The organism is Rhizobium herbae (assembly GCF_019511375.1).
GTDB classification, from domain to species: Bacteria; Pseudomonadota; Alphaproteobacteria; order Rhizobiales; family Rhizobiaceae; genus Pararhizobium; species Pararhizobium herbae_A.
Map to the genome: position 1 here is coordinate 418,971 of NZ_JAEUAO010000001.1, position 19,775 is coordinate 438,745.

General features: G+C 62.3%; 15 protein-coding genes. 7 read left to right on the forward strand and 8 right to left on the reverse strand.

Features of this window, described 5'->3' with window-relative positions; all coding sequences use genetic code 11:
- Nucleotides 1-138: 138 nt before the first annotated feature.
- Complete coding sequence (locus JNB71_RS02100; RefSeq protein WP_220370184.1) at nucleotides 139-1,104, forward strand: flagellar biosynthetic protein FliO; 966 nt, start codon at nucleotides 139-141, stop codon at nucleotides 1,102-1,104.
- Nucleotides 1,105-1,184: 80 nt separating this feature from the next.
- On the opposite strand, the gene dksA is transcribed toward JNB71_RS02100, so the two are convergent.
- Nucleotides 1,185-1,604: an RNA polymerase-binding protein DksA gene (dksA, locus tag JNB71_RS02105; protein WP_018324683.1), complete on the reverse strand. Its 420-nt coding sequence runs from the start codon at nucleotides 1,602-1,604 to the stop codon at nucleotides 1,185-1,187.
- A gap of 475 nt (nucleotides 1,605-2,079) precedes the next feature.
- Between dksA and JNB71_RS02110 the strand changes: the two genes are divergently transcribed.
- The 3 genes from JNB71_RS02110 to JNB71_RS02120 all read left to right on the forward strand — a co-directional run bounded on the left by JNB71_RS02110 (nucleotide 2,080) and on the right by JNB71_RS02120 (nucleotide 5,258).
- Nucleotides 2,080-2,601 (forward strand): SixA phosphatase family protein, encoded by a 522-nt coding sequence (locus JNB71_RS02110; protein WP_220370185.1) that lies wholly within the window; start codon nucleotides 2,080-2,082, stop codon nucleotides 2,599-2,601.
- Between the two features lie 102 nt (nucleotides 2,602-2,703).
- On the forward strand, nucleotides 2,704-4,179 hold the full coding sequence (locus tag JNB71_RS02115; protein ID WP_220370186.1) for a YcjX family protein: 1,476 nt from the start codon (nucleotides 2,704-2,706) through the stop codon (nucleotides 4,177-4,179).
- The gene (locus tag JNB71_RS02120; protein ID WP_220370187.1) at nucleotides 4,176-5,258 is read left to right on the forward strand and encodes a YcjF family protein; all 1,083 of its coding nucleotides are present in this window, start codon (nucleotides 4,176-4,178) and stop codon (nucleotides 5,256-5,258) included. Before JNB71_RS02115 ends, JNB71_RS02120 begins: the two co-directional genes overlap by 4 nt.
- Before the next feature lie 100 nt (nucleotides 5,259-5,358).
- Here JNB71_RS02120 and JNB71_RS02125 read toward each other — a convergent pair whose 3' ends face one another.
- Together JNB71_RS02125 and JNB71_RS02130 are read right to left on the reverse strand one after the other, a co-directional pair.
- On the reverse strand, nucleotides 5,359-6,150 hold the full coding sequence (locus JNB71_RS02125; RefSeq protein ID WP_220370188.1) for a molybdopterin-binding protein: 792 nt from the start codon (nucleotides 6,148-6,150) through the stop codon (nucleotides 5,359-5,361).
- Nucleotides 6,147-7,010 (reverse strand): cytochrome b/b6 domain-containing protein, encoded by an 864-nt coding sequence (locus JNB71_RS02130; RefSeq protein WP_220370189.1) that lies wholly within the window; start codon nucleotides 7,008-7,010, stop codon nucleotides 6,147-6,149. The genes JNB71_RS02125 and JNB71_RS02130 overlap by 4 nt, the downstream gene beginning before the upstream one ends.
- Nucleotides 7,011-7,372: 362 nt before the next feature.
- Here JNB71_RS02130 and JNB71_RS02135 point away from each other — a divergent pair, with 362 nt between their 5' ends.
- Nucleotides 7,373-7,924: a hypothetical protein gene (locus JNB71_RS02135; RefSeq protein WP_220370190.1), complete on the forward strand. Its 552-nt coding sequence runs from the start codon at nucleotides 7,373-7,375 to the stop codon at nucleotides 7,922-7,924.
- A gap of 53 nt (nucleotides 7,925-7,977) precedes the next feature.
- On the opposite strand, the gene folK is transcribed toward JNB71_RS02135, so the two are convergent.
- The 3 genes from folK to folP are packed head-to-tail and all read right to left on the reverse strand — an operon-like array spanning nucleotide 7,978 to nucleotide 9,753.
- Nucleotides 7,978-8,505 carry a 2-amino-4-hydroxy-6-hydroxymethyldihydropteridine diphosphokinase gene (folK, locus tag JNB71_RS02140; RefSeq protein WP_220370191.1) on the reverse strand — a complete coding sequence of 176 codons (528 nt, stop codon included), beginning with the start codon at nucleotides 8,503-8,505 and terminating at the stop codon, nucleotides 7,978-7,980.
- Nucleotide 8,506: 1 nt separating this feature from the next.
- Nucleotides 8,507-8,875, reverse strand: coding sequence for a dihydroneopterin aldolase (folB, locus tag JNB71_RS02145; RefSeq protein ID WP_220370192.1), 369 nt, complete (start codon nucleotides 8,873-8,875; stop codon nucleotides 8,507-8,509).
- Nucleotides 8,872-9,753, reverse strand: coding sequence for a dihydropteroate synthase (gene folP / locus JNB71_RS02150; protein WP_220370193.1), 882 nt, complete (start codon nucleotides 9,751-9,753; stop codon nucleotides 8,872-8,874). Before folP ends, folB begins: the two co-directional genes overlap by 4 nt.
- Nucleotides 9,754-9,950: 197 nt before the next feature.
- Between folP and JNB71_RS02155 the strand changes: the two genes are divergently transcribed.
- Entirely contained in the window at nucleotides 9,951-10,580 is a 630-nt protein-coding gene (locus JNB71_RS02155) for a DUF922 domain-containing Zn-dependent protease (RefSeq protein ID WP_220370194.1), read from the forward strand.
- Nucleotides 10,581-11,091: 511 nt separating this feature from the next.
- On the opposite strand, the gene JNB71_RS02160 is transcribed toward JNB71_RS02155, so the two are convergent.
- Together JNB71_RS02160 and JNB71_RS02165 are read right to left on the reverse strand one after the other, a co-directional pair.
- Entirely contained in the window at nucleotides 11,092-11,412 is a 321-nt protein-coding gene (locus tag JNB71_RS02160; RefSeq protein ID WP_220370195.1) for a 2Fe-2S iron-sulfur cluster-binding protein, read from the reverse strand.
- A 202-nt stretch (nucleotides 11,413-11,614) separates the two neighbouring features.
- A complete protein-coding gene (locus tag JNB71_RS02165; RefSeq protein WP_220370196.1) occupies nucleotides 11,615-11,983 on the reverse strand; it encodes an Hpt domain-containing protein in 369 nt (122 codons plus the stop codon).
- 665 nt (nucleotides 11,984-12,648) lie between these two features.
- Between JNB71_RS02165 and JNB71_RS02170 the strand changes: the two genes are divergently transcribed.
- Nucleotides 12,649-19,119, forward strand: a complete 6,471-nt coding sequence (locus JNB71_RS02170; RefSeq protein WP_220370197.1) for a kinesin — start codon at nucleotides 12,649-12,651, stop codon at nucleotides 19,117-19,119.
- The last annotated feature ends 656 nt before the right edge of the window (nucleotides 19,120-19,775 follow it).

The following is a 19,775-nucleotide window of genomic DNA, read 5'->3' on the forward strand; positions in this document are numbered from 1 at the left end:
TGATGTCGCCAAAGCCCACAACGGCACTAGATCTATGATAAACCAATCAGACTTGGACAAAGAGCAACATCGCTTGTCTCGATCTGAAAAAAGCCGTCAAATGGGCGCAGGTCAGGATAATCACGAAGGAGAACGCACATGATCGAAGATATCGTTGGTAACAACGGTACCCGTTTCATCATTGCCGCGGGCGCTGTGGCTCTTGGCCTTTTTTGCCTCGTGGCGGTGCTCTGGTTCATCCGCAACCGCCCCTCTTCTCCCTTCATCCGCGGTGGCAAGAACCGGCAGCCGCGGCTCGCCGTGCTCGATGCCGCAGCCGTCGATACCCGCAGGCGTCTGGTTCTGGTCCGCCGGGACGATGTCGAGCACCTGATCATGATCGGCGGCCCGACGGACATCGTCATCGAAAGCCGCATCGGTGCCCAGCCAGCCCCGCAGGCCGGCGCCGCCTCGTCTCTTCCCGAAGCCATCGCCGCGAGCCCGGTCGCGGAACGTCGTGCGGCACCGGCGGCAGAAACCCGGACCGCGCCCGTCTCTGCGATGGGCCAGGTGCTTTATGGCGAAAACATTGACCAGGTCCCGGCACCGACGGCCAGAGGCGCCCAGCTACGGGCGCAGCCGGAGGTTCGCGAGGCAGTGCCCGAGCGTATGGTTGCCCAGCCGCGCCTTCAACCCGTGACCTCGAATACCATACCGACGGTCGCGGTCGAGCGGGCCGGGTCACCGGAGGACATTTTGGATGCAGCGCGCACACGTGTGCTGGCCGCAACACCACCGGCTTCCGGGCAGCGTCCCTTGACGCAGACAAACCCGGTACCGGTCGCATCCGCCACGCAAACCACCCAGCCCGCGCCGAGCCAGAGAGACAGCTCCGTCGCCGAATTCGAACGTATTCTCGACGCCCAGATCACCGGTGACCTTGGCAAGCTGACGGCCGACGACGTGCGCGTTGATCAGGACCAGCGCGCGAACGCGGCTTCGCAGAGCGCCATGATCCGGCAGGAACCACGGCTGGGCAGCGTTGCGGGCGCGAGGACGGAACCGACGCTGGAAGACGAGATGAACCGGATGCTGAACGAGATTGCCGTCAACCGGAAGAACTGACGGGTTGCGTGCCACAACAGTCCGGACAACAAAAAACGGCGCGAGGTTCGCGCCGTTTTTTTAATGTTGGGACCGGAAGCTTATTCGTCACGATAGACTTTTTCGCGTCGCTCGTGGCGTTCCTGTGCTTCGATCGAGAGTGTGGCGATTGGCCGTGCGTCGAGACGCTTCAATCCAATCGGCTCGCCCGTCTCCTCACAGTAGCCGTAGGTTCCCTCATCCAGCCGCTGCAGGGCTGCATCGATCTTGGAAATCAGCTTGCGCTGCCGGTCACGGGCCCGAAGCTCGATCGCCCGGTCGGTTTCCGAAGATGCCCTGTCTGCAAGATCGGGGTGGTTTGCACTTTCCTCGGCGAGGTGCCCGAGCGTCTCACGCGCCTCGCGCAGGATGTCGTTTTTCCAAGCGTTCAACTTTGCTCTAAAATATGCACGCTGGTTGGTATTCATGAATTCCTCGGTCTCGGACAGGACAAAGGAACTAAGATCGATCTTCTCACTCAACGCGATTCTCCTGAAGAACATCTCATTGCGGCGGTGTATAGACCCATGCAGGCGCCGTTTCAAGTCTCTGAAAAATACCACACCGTTTTTTAAGCTTTGCTTAGTGCCGAGGCTAACGGGCTAATATTTCATCAAAATTACAGGTTCAAAATTTTTCGCGAAATTGTCTTGCAACCGATAGCAGCCATACATGCCGAAAGTTGCGGGCGCAGGATCGGAAAAATCCGCAACAGCCCGATTTCGGCACGGCAGACGCCCAAAAAACGGGCGCATAATTCCCCTGCTGAAGAAGACGCCAACGCGCCATATCGGGCATCAGTGTTCTGAAACCGACACTCCGGCACACAACTGATAACCGGCCTGTTGAAAAACAAATCGCCGTGGCTTGATCTTTGCGCAAGGCCAGCGGACAAAGTTCGTCTGAAGCCGAGCGATCGACGCGGTTGCCGTCGATCCATTTTCGGGATCCCGCCCTATGCCTACCCCACCTGCCCCGGCTTTCCGGCTCTACCTTCTCCGACACGCCAAGGCCGGCTGGGCACTTCCGGGTCAGAAGGATTTTGACAGGACGCTTGACGACGATGGTCTTGCCGCCGCGAAAATGATTGGCGGAATGGCGGCGGATCGCGGTTTTGCGCCGGCGGCTCTTCTGAGCTCTCCCGCCGTTCGCTGCCGGCAGACGGCAGAGGCTTTCCGGTGCGCAATGGGCGAAGACAGAACTATCCGCTATATCGAAGCCCTCTATACCGGCGCCGAAGATGCCTATCGCGACATCATCCTCGGGCAGAGCGGTGCTGCGTCGCTGATGGTGGTCGGGCACAATCCGGTGATCGAGGAAATCCTGCGCGAAGTCCTCGGCGAACAGGCCGCAGCGATCCCTTACGGATATCCGCCCGGCGCGCTTGCGGTGATTGACTTCCCCGACCGACCACAGGCCGGCATTTTGCCGCCAGGTAAGCTTGTGGCATGGCTCGATCCGGCATGTCATGCCCGGTAAATGCCGCGTGGCAATACTTTTTTCGGCCGCTTCGGCGTCCTATATCGCAAATGACCAGGCTGGCCTCCGGGCCAGATGCCAACGCGTTCCGAGGCCCGAAATTTGCCATCACTCCTGACCCGCCTTTCCGATGACGCCCGGCTTGCACTCGGTACCTTGACAGATCGCGCTTCCGGTTTCGTCAATCCGACGCTGCGGCTCGGCGTGACCGGGCTTTCGCGCGCCGGCAAGACCGTGTTCATCTCATCCCTCGTCCACAATCTCCTGAATGGCGGCCGCCTGCCGATCTTCGAGGCTGTCCGCTCCGGCCGCGTGTCGAAGATAAGGCTCGAGCCACAGCCGGACGACGCGGTGCCGCGCTTCCAGTATGAGGATCATATTGCAGCCCTTGTCCGCGATCGCGTCTGGCCGGATTCCACCCGCGCAATTTCGCAGTTGCGCATCACGCTGGACTACGAAAGCGCCAGCGGCTGGAACCGGATGTTCTCACCAGGCCGGCTCTCGATCGACATCGTCGATTATCCGGGTGAATGGCTGCTCGATCTGCCGCTGCTGACCCAGGACTTCCGCGCGTACAGCAACAAGACGGCGGGGCGGGCGAAAACCGGCATCCGCGCCGAGCTCTCCGCCCACTGGCTTTCACTCGCAACCTCGCTCGACCTCACGGCGCCCGCCGTCGAGGCGGACGCGCAGCGGCTGGCGGAAGCCTTCACCGGCTACCTGCAGGCCTGCAAATCCGACGAGCGCTCGTTGTCAACGCTGCCGCCGGGCCGCTTTCTGATGCCTGGTGATCTGGAAGGCTCACCGGCTCTCACATTCTCGCCGCTCGCCAACCTCCCCGAGGGCCGCGCCCCGAAAGGCTCGCTCTGGGCGATGATGGAGCGACGCTACGAGGCCTACAAGACCCATGTGGTCAAGCCGTTCTTCCGCGAACACTTTGCCCGGATCGACCGGCAGATCGTCCTGATCGACGCGCTGCAGGCGATCAACCGCGGCCCGGAGTCGCTGCTCGACCTTGAAGGTGCGCTGGCTGATGTTCTCGCCAGTTTCCGGCCGGGTACCAATTCCTTCCTGTCGTCCTTCCTGACGAAGCGTATCGACAAGGTGCTGATCGCCGCGACCAAGGCCGATCATCTGCACCATGAGAGCCATGATCGCCTGGAACGGATCGCCGCCCGGCTCGTGCAGCGCGCCATCGAGCGCATCGGCGTGAGCGGCGCAGGGCTCGAGGTGATGGCTATCGCCTCCGTCCGGGCAACCCGCGAGGCGACGGTCAACCACGATGGCCATGTATTGCCGGTTATCGTCGGCACGCCGATCAACGGCGAGACGATCAACGGCGAAACCTTTGACGGTGAACGGAAAACAGCCATATTTACCGGAGACTTACCGGAGAATCCTGATTCACTTTTTCAGGATCTTGAATCCAAACCGGAAGAGAGCCTGGTTCCCGACCTGCGCTTCGTGCGCTTCCGGCCACCGCATATCGAGGAAACCGGCGGCGGACTGAAGTTGTCGGTGCCGCACATCAGGCTCGACCGGACTATGCAATTTTTGTTCGGAGACCGGCTGGCATGAGCGATACGCCAAAAACGCCAAGACGAAAGCCGGCCGTTTTTACTGTCGAAGGCGAACCATCGACGGCGCCCGCCCGGCGAGAACCGGCGCGCCGCTCGCCGGCCAGTTTCGACCAAAACATCGTCATGACACCCGATGCCGACGACCCGTTCCTTGCGACCACCAGCGCCCTGCCTGCGCCGGCGGAGGCGACCCCGCGCCGCCGCCGCTTCTCCTTCGGCAAACTCGCCCTGGGCGCCTTCGGTATTCTGGTTTCGCTGGCCGTCGGGCTCTGGCTCGACAGCCTGGTGCGCGATCTCTTCAGCCGCGCCGATTGGCTTGGCTATCTCGCGATTGCCGTCGTCGCAATCGGCCTGTTGGCTTTCCTCATCGTCATTTCCCGGGAACTGGCCGGTATCATGCGGTTGAACGCCGTCCAGGCGCTGAAGCAGGAAGCAATCGACGCGCGCCTGGCGCCGACGCCAAAGCCGGCGCGCAAGGTGATGGCCCATCTCGCGCATCTGCTTGCCGCCAAACCGCAGACGGCACGCGGACGCCTGCGCCTCAAGGAAACCGAACCCGAAATCATCGACGGCCCTCACCTGCTTGACCTGACCGAGCGCGAACTGCTGACGCCGCTCGATCGCGAAGCCCGCACGCTCATCCTCAACGCCTCGAAACGCGTCTCGATCGTCACGGCGGTCAGCCCGCGTGCGCTGGTCGATCTCGGTTACGTCATCTATGAGTCCGCCCGCCTGATCCGGGCGATGGCCGACCTCTACGGTGGGCGTCCAGGCACGTTCGGATTGCTGCGGCTGATGCGCGACGTCATCGCCCATCTTGCCGTCACGGGCTCGATCGCCGTCGGTGACAGCCTGATCCAGCAGGTGCTCGGCCACGGTCTGGCCTCCAAACTGTCGGCCCGGCTGGGCGAAGGCGTCATCAACGGCTTGATGACGGCTCGTATCGGCATCGCCGCGATGGACCTCTGCCGGCCGATGCCGTTTCGGGCGCTGAAACGCCCCGGCATCGGCGATTTCATCGGCGATCTGGCGCCTGGGGCGGCCCGGTCGAAAGCCGCCGACGATACCGGTGGCTAAGCAGGTTTCGGAAAAGTGTTCCACGGTTTTCCGATCAAAACCTGCAACCAACCAAGAAAAGCTAAGCAGATGAATCGTTGGCTTGCCAACGAAAGTCTGCTTAGATGCCCGCATACCATTCGTAACCGAGATCTTCCCAGAAGCCCCCCTTGCCGCTGCCATACGGCGCGAGCGTCGAGGCAAGTTCGATACCCTTGATGTATTTTGCCATCTTGTAGCCGAGCTGCCGCTCGATGCGCACTCGCAGTGGCGCCCCGTTGGCCACACGCAGCGCCTCGTCGTTGCAGCCATAGGCAAGAATGGTCTGCGGATGGCGTGCGTCTATCAGGTCGATCGATTCGTAGTAGCGCACCGCGCCGGACAGGCCGAGGTCCATGCTGTCATAACAATGGAAGACGACGAAGCGCGCTTGCGGCTTCACCCCGGCCTCGTCGAGGATCGTTGCGAGCGGCACGCCGGTCCATTTGGCGATGCAGCTCCAACCCTCGACACAGTCGTGCCGGGTGATCTGCGTGCGGGCCGGCATGTTGCGCAGTTCATCCAGGCTGAAGCTCAGCGGCTTTTCGACCAGCCCGCCGATGGTCAACCGGTAGTCGGCGAACTGCTTCTCCTTGAGGCCCAGATAGTCCGCATCGGTAGGATCGGTCGAGCCGTTCGGCCGCTGTCCCTGACGCACCTCGCTCGCCGAGAATTCCGGCGCAAGTGCATCGGCATCGATCAGCATGCGCTGGACCCGGTAGGTGAGGCTGTTTGCCGAAGCAAGGACATCCCGCACGGGGCTTTGGCTGGACAGGAAACCGTCCAACGCGTCACAGCCGGAGAGCGTGACGGTCGAGGCCGCCGCCCCGGCAAGCGTGAGGAACCTGCGGCGATTGATGATGAACCCGCTCATGCCGTGTGCTCCTCTTCCTTTTCAGGGTCGGTGCGATACCAGCCCGTGATGATAGAACGCATTTCGTTAAGCGGACCGGCTGCAACGACCATGAAGATGTGGATCAGGAAGAAGGCCACGAGCAGCGCCATGCAGACGAAGTGGATGGTGCGCGCCGTCTGCCGTCCGCCGAAAACGTCGAGGAGCCACGGCCAGGCGGCATTCATGCCCGGCGACATGGTGATGCCCGTGAGGATGATCAGCGGGAAGACGACGAGCAGGACGCCGGCATAGGCGATCTTCTGCAGGACGTTGTAGCGGCCGTCGTGATGAAAGCGGAACCGCAGGTGATCGGAAAGGCTTTTCGGCAAGCCCCTGATATCCGCGCGGGACGGTAGAATATCGCGGCTAATGTGGCCGCTGATCAGGCTGGCGACGAACCAGACGAGGAAAGCCGCCACGAAGAACCAGGCAAAGAAGAAATGGATGACCCGCCCGGTCGCCAGATCCTGGTAGGATGGCAGCGTCGCCCAGGCCGGAAATCCGCGGTAGGAGGGATTGTCCGCCGGTCCGCTCATTCCGAAAATACCGGTCGTCCTGTAGCTTTGCCCGAAGATCGTGGTGTAACCGTCGATCTTGCCGTCGGCGGCCTGCATGGCGCGCATGGACAGCACGCTGTTGTCGAACTCGAAGCCCGATTGCTTGCCGATATAGAGTTCCGGGTGGGCATTGAAGATCTGCAGCCCGCTCAAAAGCAGAAAGAACAGGGCGATCGCCCAGGTCCAGTGCGTGATGCGCGTGGCAATCCGGTGGCGGTAGATCACCTTGCCCTTGCCACCATGGTGCGTCAAACGCGATTCGATGTCGTCGATGATGGTCATGGCAAGCCTCCTTACTGCATAATTCCTTAGACCCTATTCGATCTAAGGATAAAATTATGCAGCGATTCCAAATGGTACAGCGACCTTTGCGCGTCTGATAAGACGCGCGGCGCTGTATATCAGCATCTACGTAACAAACCCTGATCCGGTTTCAACGCAACTCCGCTCACCCGCGCACACATCCCGGTGAGGCGCGCGTGAAAGCCCAGGATTGCCAAGGATTTCAGGCGTGGTAGAAAGTCCGCATGAAACATTTCGTGAGTCTCAAAGCCGACCTTTCGAAGGGCCGAAGCAACACTCCATTAACCATTTAAGTGCAAATGTAACCTCACATTCCTGACATCGACCATCAAGGATCGTTTATGTTTTCGCGCCCTTCTTTGATCGCTCGCGGCATTGCCGCAGCCTCGCTTGCAGCTCTCGCCTGCGCAGCTTCTCCGGCATTCGCGGGCGCCAACGACAAGGCGTTTTTCGAGCAGGTTTCCGGCCAGTGGAAAGGTCCGGGCGAGATCGTCGCGGGAAAATACAAGGGCACGAAATTCACTTGCGACCTGACCGGTGAAGCAAACGGAAGCTCCGCCGGCATCAAGCTCGACGGCTTCTGCCGCGTCGGCGTCTTCAAGCAGCCGATGTCCGCCGTCATCACCCAGTCCGGCAAAAGCTATAGTGGCAAGTTCCTCGATGGCGCCGACGGCAAGGGCCTTGATATCGTCTCCGGCAATGTCGGCAAGGACAAGGTCGTCGTCGGCATCAACCGCAAGAAGCTGAACGGCGCGATGATCGCCCGCCTGCAGGGCGAATCGACGCTCAACATCACCATTTCGGTGAAGGTGGAGGACACGATGGTGCCGGTAATCGGCGTCAGCCTTAACCGCCAGCTCGATACCGTCGCCGTCGGCTCGATCAAGAGATAGCCGGCGTTTTAGCGGCGTTTGCAGAGAGCCGGCTCGTCCGGCTCTTTTGCGTTTCAAACGGCCGATTGAGGCGCGCCCTGCCGCCACCAATCGCTGCGCGGATCGGCCACTTCGATGCCCGCGACATCGGCGCTCTCGAGCCATTCGGCCACCGATTTGCCGGCCACGACAAGGTCCGGGGCGAAATCGGCGAGCGGCTTCAGCACGAACCCGCGCTCCATCATGCGCGGATGCGGTATTTCCAGCGTCCGGGAACTTTGGCTCAGGCTATCATAGGTCAGCACATCGATGTCGATCGTGCGCGGCCCCCAGCGCTCCAGCCGCTCCCGTTTCATCTGGCGCTCGATCGACAGGCAGGCATCGAGCAGCTCGTCGGGCAGGAGCGAGGTTTCGACCGCAGCACAGGCATTGAAAAACCAGGCCTGGTCCGTCTTGCCCCACGGCGGTGTCCGGTAGAGCTTCGAGACATGCGTCACCCGGCAGTCCGGCCGCGTGTCGAGAAGCACCAGTGCGCGCGCCATCGAGGCGGCCGGATCACCGATATTGCCGCCAAGGCCGAGCGTCGCCAGATGGGAAGGCATCTCAGGCAAAATGCTCGACCGTCACTTCGACATAGTCGAGAACACCGGGAACCGGTGCGTTCGGCTTGCGGATCGATATTTTCGCGCGGCGAATCTGCGGAAAGACCGTACAGAGCGTGGTGGCAACCTCAAGCGCCAGCGCTTCGATCAGATAACGCCGACGGCCAGTGATGATCTTCTCGATCTCGGTGAAGGCGACACCGTAATGCACTGTATCGTCGATGGAATCCTCAATCAGAGCGGTTCCCTGCTCGACATCCAGCTCGGCATCGACGAAGAATCGCTGCCCGAGAAATTCCTCTTCGTCGTGAACGCCATGGCGGGCAAAGAAGGCGCAATTCTTGAGGGTGATCGTGTAGATCGCTGTCATGGCTGATTTTCCGTCCCGTTTTTTTCCTGCGCCCGTCTTCTTATCGCCACCATAGCATCCGCCACCAGAAGCGCATCCCTGTTGATTGCGACATCATGTACCCGGAAAACCGCTGCACCCGCCATTCTCAGCAATGCGGTCGTGGCTGCCGTGCCGACATCCCGCTCCGGCGCGTCGCGGCCGGTGATCGCACCGATGAAGCGCTTGCGCGACGTACCGGCCAGAAGCGGCAGTCCGAAACCTCGCAGCTCACTGAAACGCGTCATCAGTTCGACGTTCTCGTCGGTGTCCTTGGCAAAACCGAAGCCGGGATCGAGAACGATCCGGTCACGCGCGACACCGGCAGCAGCCGCTATCTCCAGCGAGCGCTCGAGAAAATGATATTGATCGCGCACGACATCTGTGAGTTTTTCGCGGTCGCGGCCGGTATGCATGATGCAAAGCCCTGCCCCGGTCGCTGCGGCCACATTCGCAAGATCGGGCTCACGCTGCAGGCCGTGGACGTCATTGATGATATGCGCACCGGCGGCAACCGCCAGCCGCGCGGTCTCGGCCCTGTAGGTATCGACGGAGACGATCGCATCCGTTCGCTCGGCAAGCGCCGCAATGACCGGCAGGACGCGCGCCTGCTCTTCGGCCGCCGTGACCGGGGCAGCGCCGGGTCGTGTCGACTCGCCGCCGATATCGAGGATTGCGGCGCCCTGATCAAGGCAGTGCAGGGCCTGCGAGACTGCGGCTTCCGTATCGTCATAGGCGCCGCCGTCCGAAAACGAATCCGGCGTCACATTGATGATTGCCATCAGCAGCCCGGCCGGCCCCAGGGTGAGTTTTCGGCCATGGGCCAGTTTCCATTCAAAGGGATCGAAGGCGTTGTCCATGATGGTTTCACTCCCTCCTCACCCTCAGCAGACACAACGTCACCACAAATGAGGGCCAATGTGCCACACCTTGCGGCAAAGGCTCGGATTGTTCTCTTGTTTTCCGCTTTGTCCGGGATGCCGGCTATTTGCTGTTGCGCTGCGGCTGGCTATGCCCCAAGCTCCAGAGAAGTTCAACTGCCGAGACCTGTAAAGCTATGATGACTGGCCGCATTTCCTTCGCCGCGTTTCTGATTTTGAGTATCGTCGCGGGCCATTCCTCGTCGGCATACGGCGACACGGTGATAAGCAAGAGCATCACCTATTTCTCCGTAGGGGGCCGCACGGCCGAAGAACTGGACAAGGCGCTTTCGGAGCGCGGTCCGATGATGAATTCGACCGGCGCGCGACATCCCGGCGCCACCAGGATCAAGTTCGGCGGCACGGTAACCTATGTCAAGCACGGCAATCGCTGCGCCGTCGGCAGCGCCAAGGTGACGCTCAGCACCAGGCTCATCCTGCCGCGCTGGAAGAACCGCAAAACCGCAAACCGGGATCTGGCGCTGGTCTGGGACACGTTGGCAAGCGATATCAAGCGCCATGAGGAGCGTCACGCCGAGATCGCCCGCAACCATGCCCGCAAACTGGAGAAGGATTTTCTGGCCCTGAAACCGGAATCGGATTGCGAGCGGATGCAGGCGCGTGTCGCTCGGTTGAGCGAGACGGCGATCCAGCAGCACGACCGCGATCAAGCCCGCTTCGACCGGACCGAGGCGGCCAATTTCGACCGCCGCATGATCCGGCTGCTGCAGTACCGACTCGACGGGATGACGAAGGCCCGGCGCTGAGCGGTCTGTCGTCGGCGAGCCAGCGCTTCATCTGCTTGGCTCTCCTGTTTTGTCGCGGGTTTGGATCGGAAAACCGTTGGACACTTTTTCGGGACCTCTTAGGGCGTTCCAAAGCCTGCAGGCGCACAGGTCATCCGCCAGCACAAAAAATTGCAGTGTCAACAGAATATCACTGGTGATTTTTACCATGCAACAACATGGAACGAATCAGATATAGTGTAACCATTGAGTGAAGAACAGAAAAAACGAGCTGTCTTCACCTTCACCCCGGACCTGGTTGGCCCGCATTCATGCGGGACACTTTGAACTGGAAGTATTGTTTCGCGCTTGACTGTTGTGTTCGGCCGATTGTTCAGCCGCGCGGGTTATTGCGCATGTGGCGTTCTCCTGGCGTGTCATGAAGCAGCAGATGTTCCCCTCCCTCATCTGTTGCGATGCGCCCTCCTAGCCCCGCTCGTCGATCGCGACCAGTGGGGCTCTTTCTTGGGAGGACCGAACGGTCGCCCGAAGGTCAGGCCTGGCGCTCGGGAACGTGAACCACGAGCCCGTCCAGGCCTTCGCTCATCTTGATCTGGCAGGAGAGCCGCGAGGTCGGCTTCACATCGTAGGCGAAATCGAGCATGTCCTCTTCCATCGCCTCGGGGGCACCGACCGTCGCCGACCATTCTTCGTCCACATAGACATGACAGGTCGCGCAGGCACAGGCGCCGCCGCATTCGGCCTCGATGCCGGGAACCGAATTGCGCACGGCATTTTCCATGACGGTCGAGCCGTTTTGAACGTCAAAGTGATACTGCGTGCCGTCGAAGGCGATGATGGTCAGTTTGGGCATTTGGTTTTCCGGATGCTTGGCGTTGTATCGGTATGCCGCAGGAACAATCACGCCGCCCCTCATAGCAGAGGCGGCGGCGGAGCGCGGCAAATTCATCCGGTTTCTTCCAACAATTCGCAACACCAGTCAACACGAAGGGACTTCGCATCCGGCCTCTTGCCGCGACCCTTCGTCGCTGCGGGGTTTCCGGGAAAGTCTGCCGCTAACGGCAGAGCTTCAGGATGAACAGTTCGGCCTCGATCACGGCCGCGCTCAGCGCTGCAAGATGGTCGGCCTGCTCCGGCTCGGCCTCGACAGCGCCGGCTGCCTCGGCAACACCGAAAGCACCGACGGCAAGGGCTGCCCCCTTGAGGCGGTGCGCGATCGCCCCGGACATGTCGGCACTGGCGGACGACAATTCCTTCATCAGCTGCCGCGCCTGCCGGGCAAACATCTGCAGCACTTCGATTTCCAGGAGCTTGTCGCCCATTGTCTGGTTCGCAAGGTGAACCAGATCGATCGCCCGCGCCTTCGCGGGACATGCCCCGCCGAGATTGTCGGGTGCTTCGAACGCGATCTTGAGTGCCGCCATGTGCCAATATCCTTACTCTGTTTTTTTCTGACGCAACCGGCCCGTCACCGGTGACATCGTGTTTTTTCAGTTCTGCCTTCCCACCAGACCGGATTTGCCGCCGGTTTGTCTGGAAGTGCTTGACCCGTCAGGCTATCATGAGGCTCGAAGATGGTGCGGGCGTTACCCTCCCGATGCCTGTCCGGCTGTCCTTGCGCTCGTCTCAGGAGCCCATTAGGCCGGATCGGGCGCTGCTATCCGATTAAAACGCGGCGCAAAGAGGGCAGGTTTTTCTCGGCATGGTTAACGGCCATTAAACCGCCTGATTACAAGGGTTTCTGCCGGAAATCGGTCCATTTTTCATTAAGAACTTGTTAGGATTTTAACGAATGCCCGGGGCGTTTAATTGTAAGACACCGGTGAATGTGTCACTACGGTACGTTGAGGGATATGTTCATGCCTTAAGGTGCAGACAGTCCTGACGGAAAGCGGCATCGAATGAAGCACCTACGGGGCTGATGTGCTGTTCCGTCGGTGCGTGGTTGAAATGGGTGCATGTCGGGTCCTGCGCAGATGTGATGCGCGTATCCTGCCGTCACCGTCCGAGTATCGGAGGTGCTCCCAATGCAGGCGGTGTTGCAAAGGGTCCTTCCGAAAGGGACAGTTTAGTAACGAGGCGTATCCGCATGGCGACAAATAAAAGCAACGAGTCGATCGACGACAAGGCATTTCAGGCGTTGGAAGACGCTTTGAAAATCGACTTTGACGAGCTTAAGTCTGCCCTCAACGACAAGACGTCCCTGGATGATCCGGAGGGAAAAGTGTCTGAAGCAGTGAGCCAGGCACCGGCACCCGGCCAGGCGAAGACGACCAAATCCAAGGATGAGGCAGCCCGCTCGGCACGCACGACGGAAACGCCACGAAGCCTCGCTCCAGAACCGGCCCCCAAGGCCCCTTCCTTCGCGCCTGCCAATGACGATGGCCGCAGAACGCCCGCCGCCATCCTGCGCTCGCTGGACGTGCGCTCCGGCCGCTCGGCGATGCGGATTGCAGCCGCCGTCTCCGCGCTCTGGACGATTGGTGGCCTCGGTGTCGCCAACCTGCTCTATGGCCCGGAAATCTGGCAGATTCGCTCGCTTGGCGACCTGTCGGCCATGCCGGGCGCCATCGGCGCGGCGATCTTCATCATCCTGCCGGTGATGCTGTTCTTCTCCTTCGCCATGATGATTTCGCGCGCGCAGGAACTGCGCAGCGCCGCCCGGTCGATGGCCGAGGTCGCCCTGCGCCTTGCCGAACCCGAAACGGCGGCTACCGAGCGCATCATGACGGTCGGCCAGGCGGTTCGCCGCGAAGTCTCCGCGATGAACGAAGGCATCGAGCGTACCATCGCTCGTGCCACCGAGCTCGAAACCCTGGTGCATTCCGAGGTCAACGCGCTCGAGCGCAGCTACAGCGACAATGAGCTTAGGGTGCGCACGCTGGTCCAGGAACTTGGACTGGAGCGGGAGGCCATCGTCGGCCACGCCGAGCGCATCCGCTCGTCGATCGCCGGCGCCCACACGCAGTTGAAGGACGAGCTTGCAACCGCAGGCGATGAAATTTCCAGCCGTATCGCAACGTCGGGCGAGGCCTTCGCCTCGATGATCGAAACTCGCGCCGCCGCCCTGATGGAGCGCTCGAACAGCGCAACGCAGACGATCGGGGCGATGCTGTCGACCCGCACCGATGCCTTGCTCTCGGGCCTCACCACCGCCGGCGTGTCGCTCAGCAACGAGTTCGACACCCGCCTCGAAAATCTCAGCCAGACGCTGGCCAAGCGCGGCCAGCAACTGCTTGGTCAATTCGAAACACGCGCCTCGACGCTCGACGCCAATACCGAGAAGCTCAATGCCGCGCTGAACGAGCGCGCCCGCCAGCTCAACGAGACGCTGATTGCCCGCACGCGCGATCTGAACGAAAGCCTCAATGTCGGCCAGCAGGCCATCACCGGCGGTCTCGATGATATTCTCAACACGCTGAACGCCACGCTGGACGAAAAGGGCGCAAGCTTCCGCCAGAGCCTGAAGAGCAGTTCCGACGACATGATCATGGATCTCGACCTGCGCTCGGGCTTCTTCGAGGAGAAGCTGCAAACGACGGTCGGACAGCTGGCGACGGCCTTCGATTCGCGTTTCCACGAATTCGCGACCGCCTTCGACAAGCGCGCCGGCATGCTTGATTCCAAGCTCATGGAAAGCCTCGCGCGCATCAACCAGTCGGTGAGCGGCGGTGCCGAATCGATCGGCAGCATGCTGGACGGCGGTATCGAGCGCTTCGAATCCGCCCTGTCCGAACAGTCGCTGACGCTCGCCACCACGCTCGGTACGACACAGGACTTCATCGAGCACACGATCAGCGGCAAGACCGCCGAGCTCAGCGATGCGATCGGCAATGCGCACACCCGCATCGACAGCGTCCTGTCCGAACGCTCCAGCACGCTGATGAGCGCACTCACCGCGGCACAGGACCGGATCGAATCCGGCTTTGCGCAGCGCGCCGGTTCGCTCGAAACCGCTCTGACGCAAAGCCAGGAGCGGCTCGCCGAAACGCTTGACGCCCGCACGAATGCGATCACGACCAGCAACCAGCAGCTTGCCGACAATATCGTTACGCAAACCAGCGGCCTCATCGACGGGCTGCAGGCCATCCATGGCCGTATCGAAGACACGCTGATCAACCGCGCCGACGAGATCACCACGGCAATCGCCGCAAGCCAGCTGCGCCTCGACGACACGCTTTCGCAGCGCACGGTCGAACTTTCGAGCCTGCTTGCCGCAAGCTCGGAATCCATCGACAGCGCCTTCGAGGGCACCGCGGAACGCATCGATACCATCCTGTCGCAGCGCACCGGCGCGCTCGCCAACGTGCTGAATTCCTCAACGGCAGCAATCGACAGCGCCTTTGACGGCACGGCCGAACGCATCGATGCGATCCTGTCGCAACGCACCGGTGCGCTCGAAAACGTGCTCGCCTCGTCGACGACCGCAATCGACAGTGCCTTCGACGGCACGGCCGAACGCATCGATGCGATGCTGGCACAGCGCACCGGCTCGCTCGCCAACGTTCTCACCTCATCGGCGGGCGCGATCGAAAGCGCAATCGGCGGCACCACGGAACGGCTGGAAACGCTCTTGTCCGAACAAAGCCGCACGCTCGGCGACACGCTTGCCAGCCAGACGGCGACGCTCGACACCATTCTTTCCGAGCGCTCGGCGGAGATCACCGGCACCTTGTCCGCTCGCGCAAACGAAATGGTCGATACGTTGAGCAGCCGCACGGAAGAAATCGCCGATGGCCTGTCCTATCGCGCCAGCGCGATCGCGGAGACCATGGCCGACCGGGTCAGCGATATCGAGCAGCAGCTCTCCGGTCGCGTGGGAGCGATCGCCGAAAACCTCAGCGGCCGCGTCAGCGAGATCGCCGGCACGATGACCAGCACTTCGGCCGAGATCGCCACTGCCCTTTCCAGCCATGCCTCGGAGCTGGCCATGTCGATGGCAGACAAGGCGTCCGATATCGAACAGACACTGTCCGGCCGGGCCGGTCAGTTGGCAACATCGCTTGCCTCCACCCATGAGCAGATCCGGGCGACGCTGGACGATCGTCTCAACGCGATCAATGTTGCCGTGACGCATGGCACCGACCAGCTTTCCGAGGTCCTCGGCGAACAGGCGACCTCCATTGCCACGACGCTCGCCACCAGCGCCAGCATGCTGGAAATGACGCTGGAGGAGCGCCAGGCGGAACTCGGCAACGTCATCGACAAGAGCGCCGCGGCACTCGAACAGCGCATGCTGGCAAGCACCAGCCACGTGGCAAATCAGCTCGGTGAGAGCGCCGATCAGATCAGCCGCGCCGCCGATACGCTGTCGCATCGGATGGACACGTCCCTCTCCAACATCAACAGCAGCGTCGACGAAACCGGGGCACGCATCGAGAACACCCTTGGTGTGCTGGAAGGCAGGATTCGCAACAGCGTTGGCGGCGTCAGCGAATTCATTGACACCGCCGGCCAGAAGATCGCCGACACCCTCTCCGAGAGAGTTTCGGAATTCGATGAGGCCAGCCATAGGGCCGCCGCGCGCATTGCCGACAGCCTTGCCGGACGCGCCGAAGAAATCGATCGGATCGGCAGCGTCGCTGCGGCCCGGATCGCAGACGCTCTCTCCAACCACACGTCCGAGTTCGATCAGGTGAGCACCGCTGCCGCTGCAATGATCGCCGACAGCCTCGCCAGCCGCACCGAAGAGATCGACCGCATTGGCAATAGTGCCGCAGCGCGGATCGCCGAAACGCTGTCGGACCGCACGGCGGAGCTGGACAGGGTCAGCGCGACGGCGGCAGCCCGCATCACCGACAGCCTGGCCGGGCGCACCTCGGAAATTGACCGTATCAGCGGCGCGGCCGCAACCCGCATTGCCGATACGCTGTCCAGCCACACCGCTGAACTCAGCCGGGTCAGCGATGAAGCGGCCGCTCGTATCGAAGCCAGCATCGAGGGCGGTACGGGCCGCATCGAAGAGCGGCTTGGCACCATGGACCGTGCCCTGTCGATCGGTCTCGACAACGTCAGCCGGACGATCGAAGGCAAGGCCGCCGGTCTCGTCACCAACCTGCGCGGCGCCGTCAGCGATGCGGCACAGGGGATCGACGCCGAAGCCGTCCGCTCCGCCGAGCTCCTGGCCAAGGCTGGCGACGATTTCGCCCAGGCAATGGCCGCACGCCAGGCCGATTTCCAGTCCAGCATCGAGCAGACCGCCGCAACCGCCGCGATGCGCAGCGCCGAACTGGCGCGCTCCGTCGGAGAAGCCACCGATGGTGCGGCCGCCCGGATCGCCCAGACCCAGGCCCGCGTGGCGGAACAGGCATCGTCGCTGCAGCAGAGCCTTACCGACGTGGAGAAGGCCCTGGAGGCGCGCGGCAACACGATCCGCACCACCCTCGACGACAGCACGCGTGAACTCAACTCGATGCTCGCCGGCCGTTCGGCCGAGCTGTCGCGCCTGATCGACGAGAAGGCCCGCCCGGTCATCGATCAATATGCCGCCACCGGCAAGGAAGCCGCCGACCGCATCAGCGAGGTCGCCCGCGAGAGCGCGGAACGTCTGCGCGCCGAGAATGCGACGCTGCTCGAGAGCCTGACCGCCCGCACCGGCGAGACGCTGAATGCCATCTCGAGCCGCGCGGAAGAAACCGCCAAGGCAATGAAGATGGTCGAGAACCGACTGCAATCGACGGCCTTGGGGCTCATCGATCAGCTGGCGGCGAGCAACTCGTCGATCGCCGGCGTCATCGAGCAGGCAAGCGCCAACCTCGGCGCCATGGACGAACAGCTGGAATCGACCACAGCGCGGTTCTCGGAATCGGCCAATCGCGCGTCCGAGATGCTGTCCACCTCGACCCGCCTTCTCGAAGGCAAGGTCGCCAAGCTCGCCGAGATCTCAGGTTCGACCCTGTCGCAGATCGGCGGCATCGTCGGTCGCTTCGAGGACCATTCCAAGGTGCTCAGCCAGGCATCCGATCTCCTGGGCGCGGCGCAGTCCAATCTGGTCAGCACCCTCGAAGAGCGGCAGGACGCGCTGCGCACCCTCTCCGTCGGCCTTGTCAGCCGCTCGGAAGAGATCGAGAAGACCATGCATGCCCTCGAAGGCTTCGTCGACGGCGCGTTCCAGCGCGCGGAAGAGCGGTCGGCGCAAATCGCCGGCAATCTGCGCTCGGGCATCCAGACATCCTTCAACGATGTCGGGCGCATCCTGACAGACGCAGAACAGCGCGCCGCCGCTGCTGCCGAGGCGATGCGCAATGCCGTCGTCAAGGCAGGCAGCGAGGCCAGCATGTCGGTCGAATCGGTATTCGTGCGTGCCGAGGAGCGCTCGAGCGAGATCGCCAGCAACCTGCGCGCCGGCGTCGAGGCTTCCTTCACCGATGTCAGCAAGACGTTGTCGGAGGCCGAAGCTCGTGCAACGTCGGCGAGCGAGGCCATGCGCGCCGCAGTCGCCAAGGCCAGCGAGGACGCAGGCCTTGCCGTCGAGGGTGCCTTTACCCGCGCCGAGGAACGTTCCAAGGAAGTAGCCTCGCGCCTGCGCGGCAGCGTCGGCGCCTCGCTCTCCGATATCGACCGGATGATGACCGAAACCGGCAAGAAGTCGGACGGTGCCGCCCGGCAGATAGGCGAATCTATCCGCCAGGCCGTCGAAGAAGCGGTCGAACGCTTCAGCGGCGCAACCGACGAAATCCGCCGCGCGGCCAACGAGATCCGCCGCGAGCTCGACATGACCCGCGACGAACTGAAGCGCGGCGCCTTCGACCTGCCGGAAGAAGCCAAGGAAAACGCCTCGGTCATGCGCCGCGCCGTTGCCGAACAGATCAAGGCACTGCAGGAACTCTCCGACATCATCGGCAAGTCTTCCGGCCAGCTCGAGATCGCCCAGCCCCGCCAGCAGGCGGTCGCACAGCAGCAGCCGGTGGCAGCGGCTCCGGTCCGCACCGTGGCACAGCAGCCGGCCCCAGAGCCGCGCCGCCCGGAGCAGGAGCCCCTGCTGCGTGGAAGCCTCGGCCTTGAACAGCCACGCCCGGCCGCCCAGCAGCCGGTTCTCCGGCAGCAGGAGCCGGCCGCGGTAACAGCGCGTCCGCAGTCCGCGGAAGGCAGCGGCTGGATGCGTGACCTGCTGCGCGGCGCATCCCGCGATGAGGAGGCCTCGGCGCCCGTCCCGGCACAACGGCCAAGTGAAGCGCAGCCTGCCGCCCGCGCCGGCGACACCCGCAATCCGCGCCATGTGATGGAATCGCTGAATTCGCTGTCCGTCGACATCGCCCGCGCCATCGACCATGACGCGTCAGTCGATCTGTGGCGGCGTTACCAGCGCGGCGAGCGCGACGTCTTCACCCGCCGCCTCTACACGCTGAAGGGCCAGCAGACCTTCGACGAGATCAAGCGCAAGTACGACCGCGAACCGGAGTTCCGCACCGCCGTCGACCGCTATATCGCCGACTTCGAAAAACTGCTCGGCGACGTGTCGCGCAATGATCGCGACAAGGTGATAACGCAGAGCTACCTGACGTCTGATACCGGCAAGGTCTATACGATGCTGGCACATGCCGCCGGGCGGTTCAGCTGAGCATCAGCCAAAAACGCAATCACCTCAAAGGGCCCATCTGAAACGATGGGCCCTTTTTCTTTTCTGAGTACAGCGCAGACCGATATTTCAAACGCAACAAAAAAGGCGGCCACCCTGGCCGCCGAGCGCCGGACAAGGGGCGGCTGGCGCCGAAATGCTCCGCACTTCCCCGCTTCGGATATGGGTGCTGCACGGAGTGCGCAGGAGAATGCAGGCCGCTCCGTCGAGGAATATCGGCCGTACGTGGTGTATGCCGCTTTTGGCTGCGGCTTCGCCGATAAAGTCTATTTCACCGGCGTTCGCACCGGATCACACGAGCGAGAGTATCGTTGCCTATCGACGGTGAGGCTCCGCGCCCACTTCGCGAGCACTGGCGTTGCAAACAACTCAATAAAATCAACAAAAGCACCCTTCCGTTTTCCCCGCCCCGCAGCCCGCGCCTACAATGCCTGTGTCCTGTCGCGGATACACCGGTGAGCGTTGCCGGCGAGGCGGGACCGGTGCCCTGGAATTTCGGTGCAAACGCACGCCGGATTTCAGGGGCTGCGCGGAAGGTGGTTCTCCTCCGGTCTCGAGATGCAAGAGGCCGGGCGTGCCGGGCATGCCACGCCAACTTGGTCCAGGGCATGGCCTACCGACGGAAAGGCGGGGCGGAT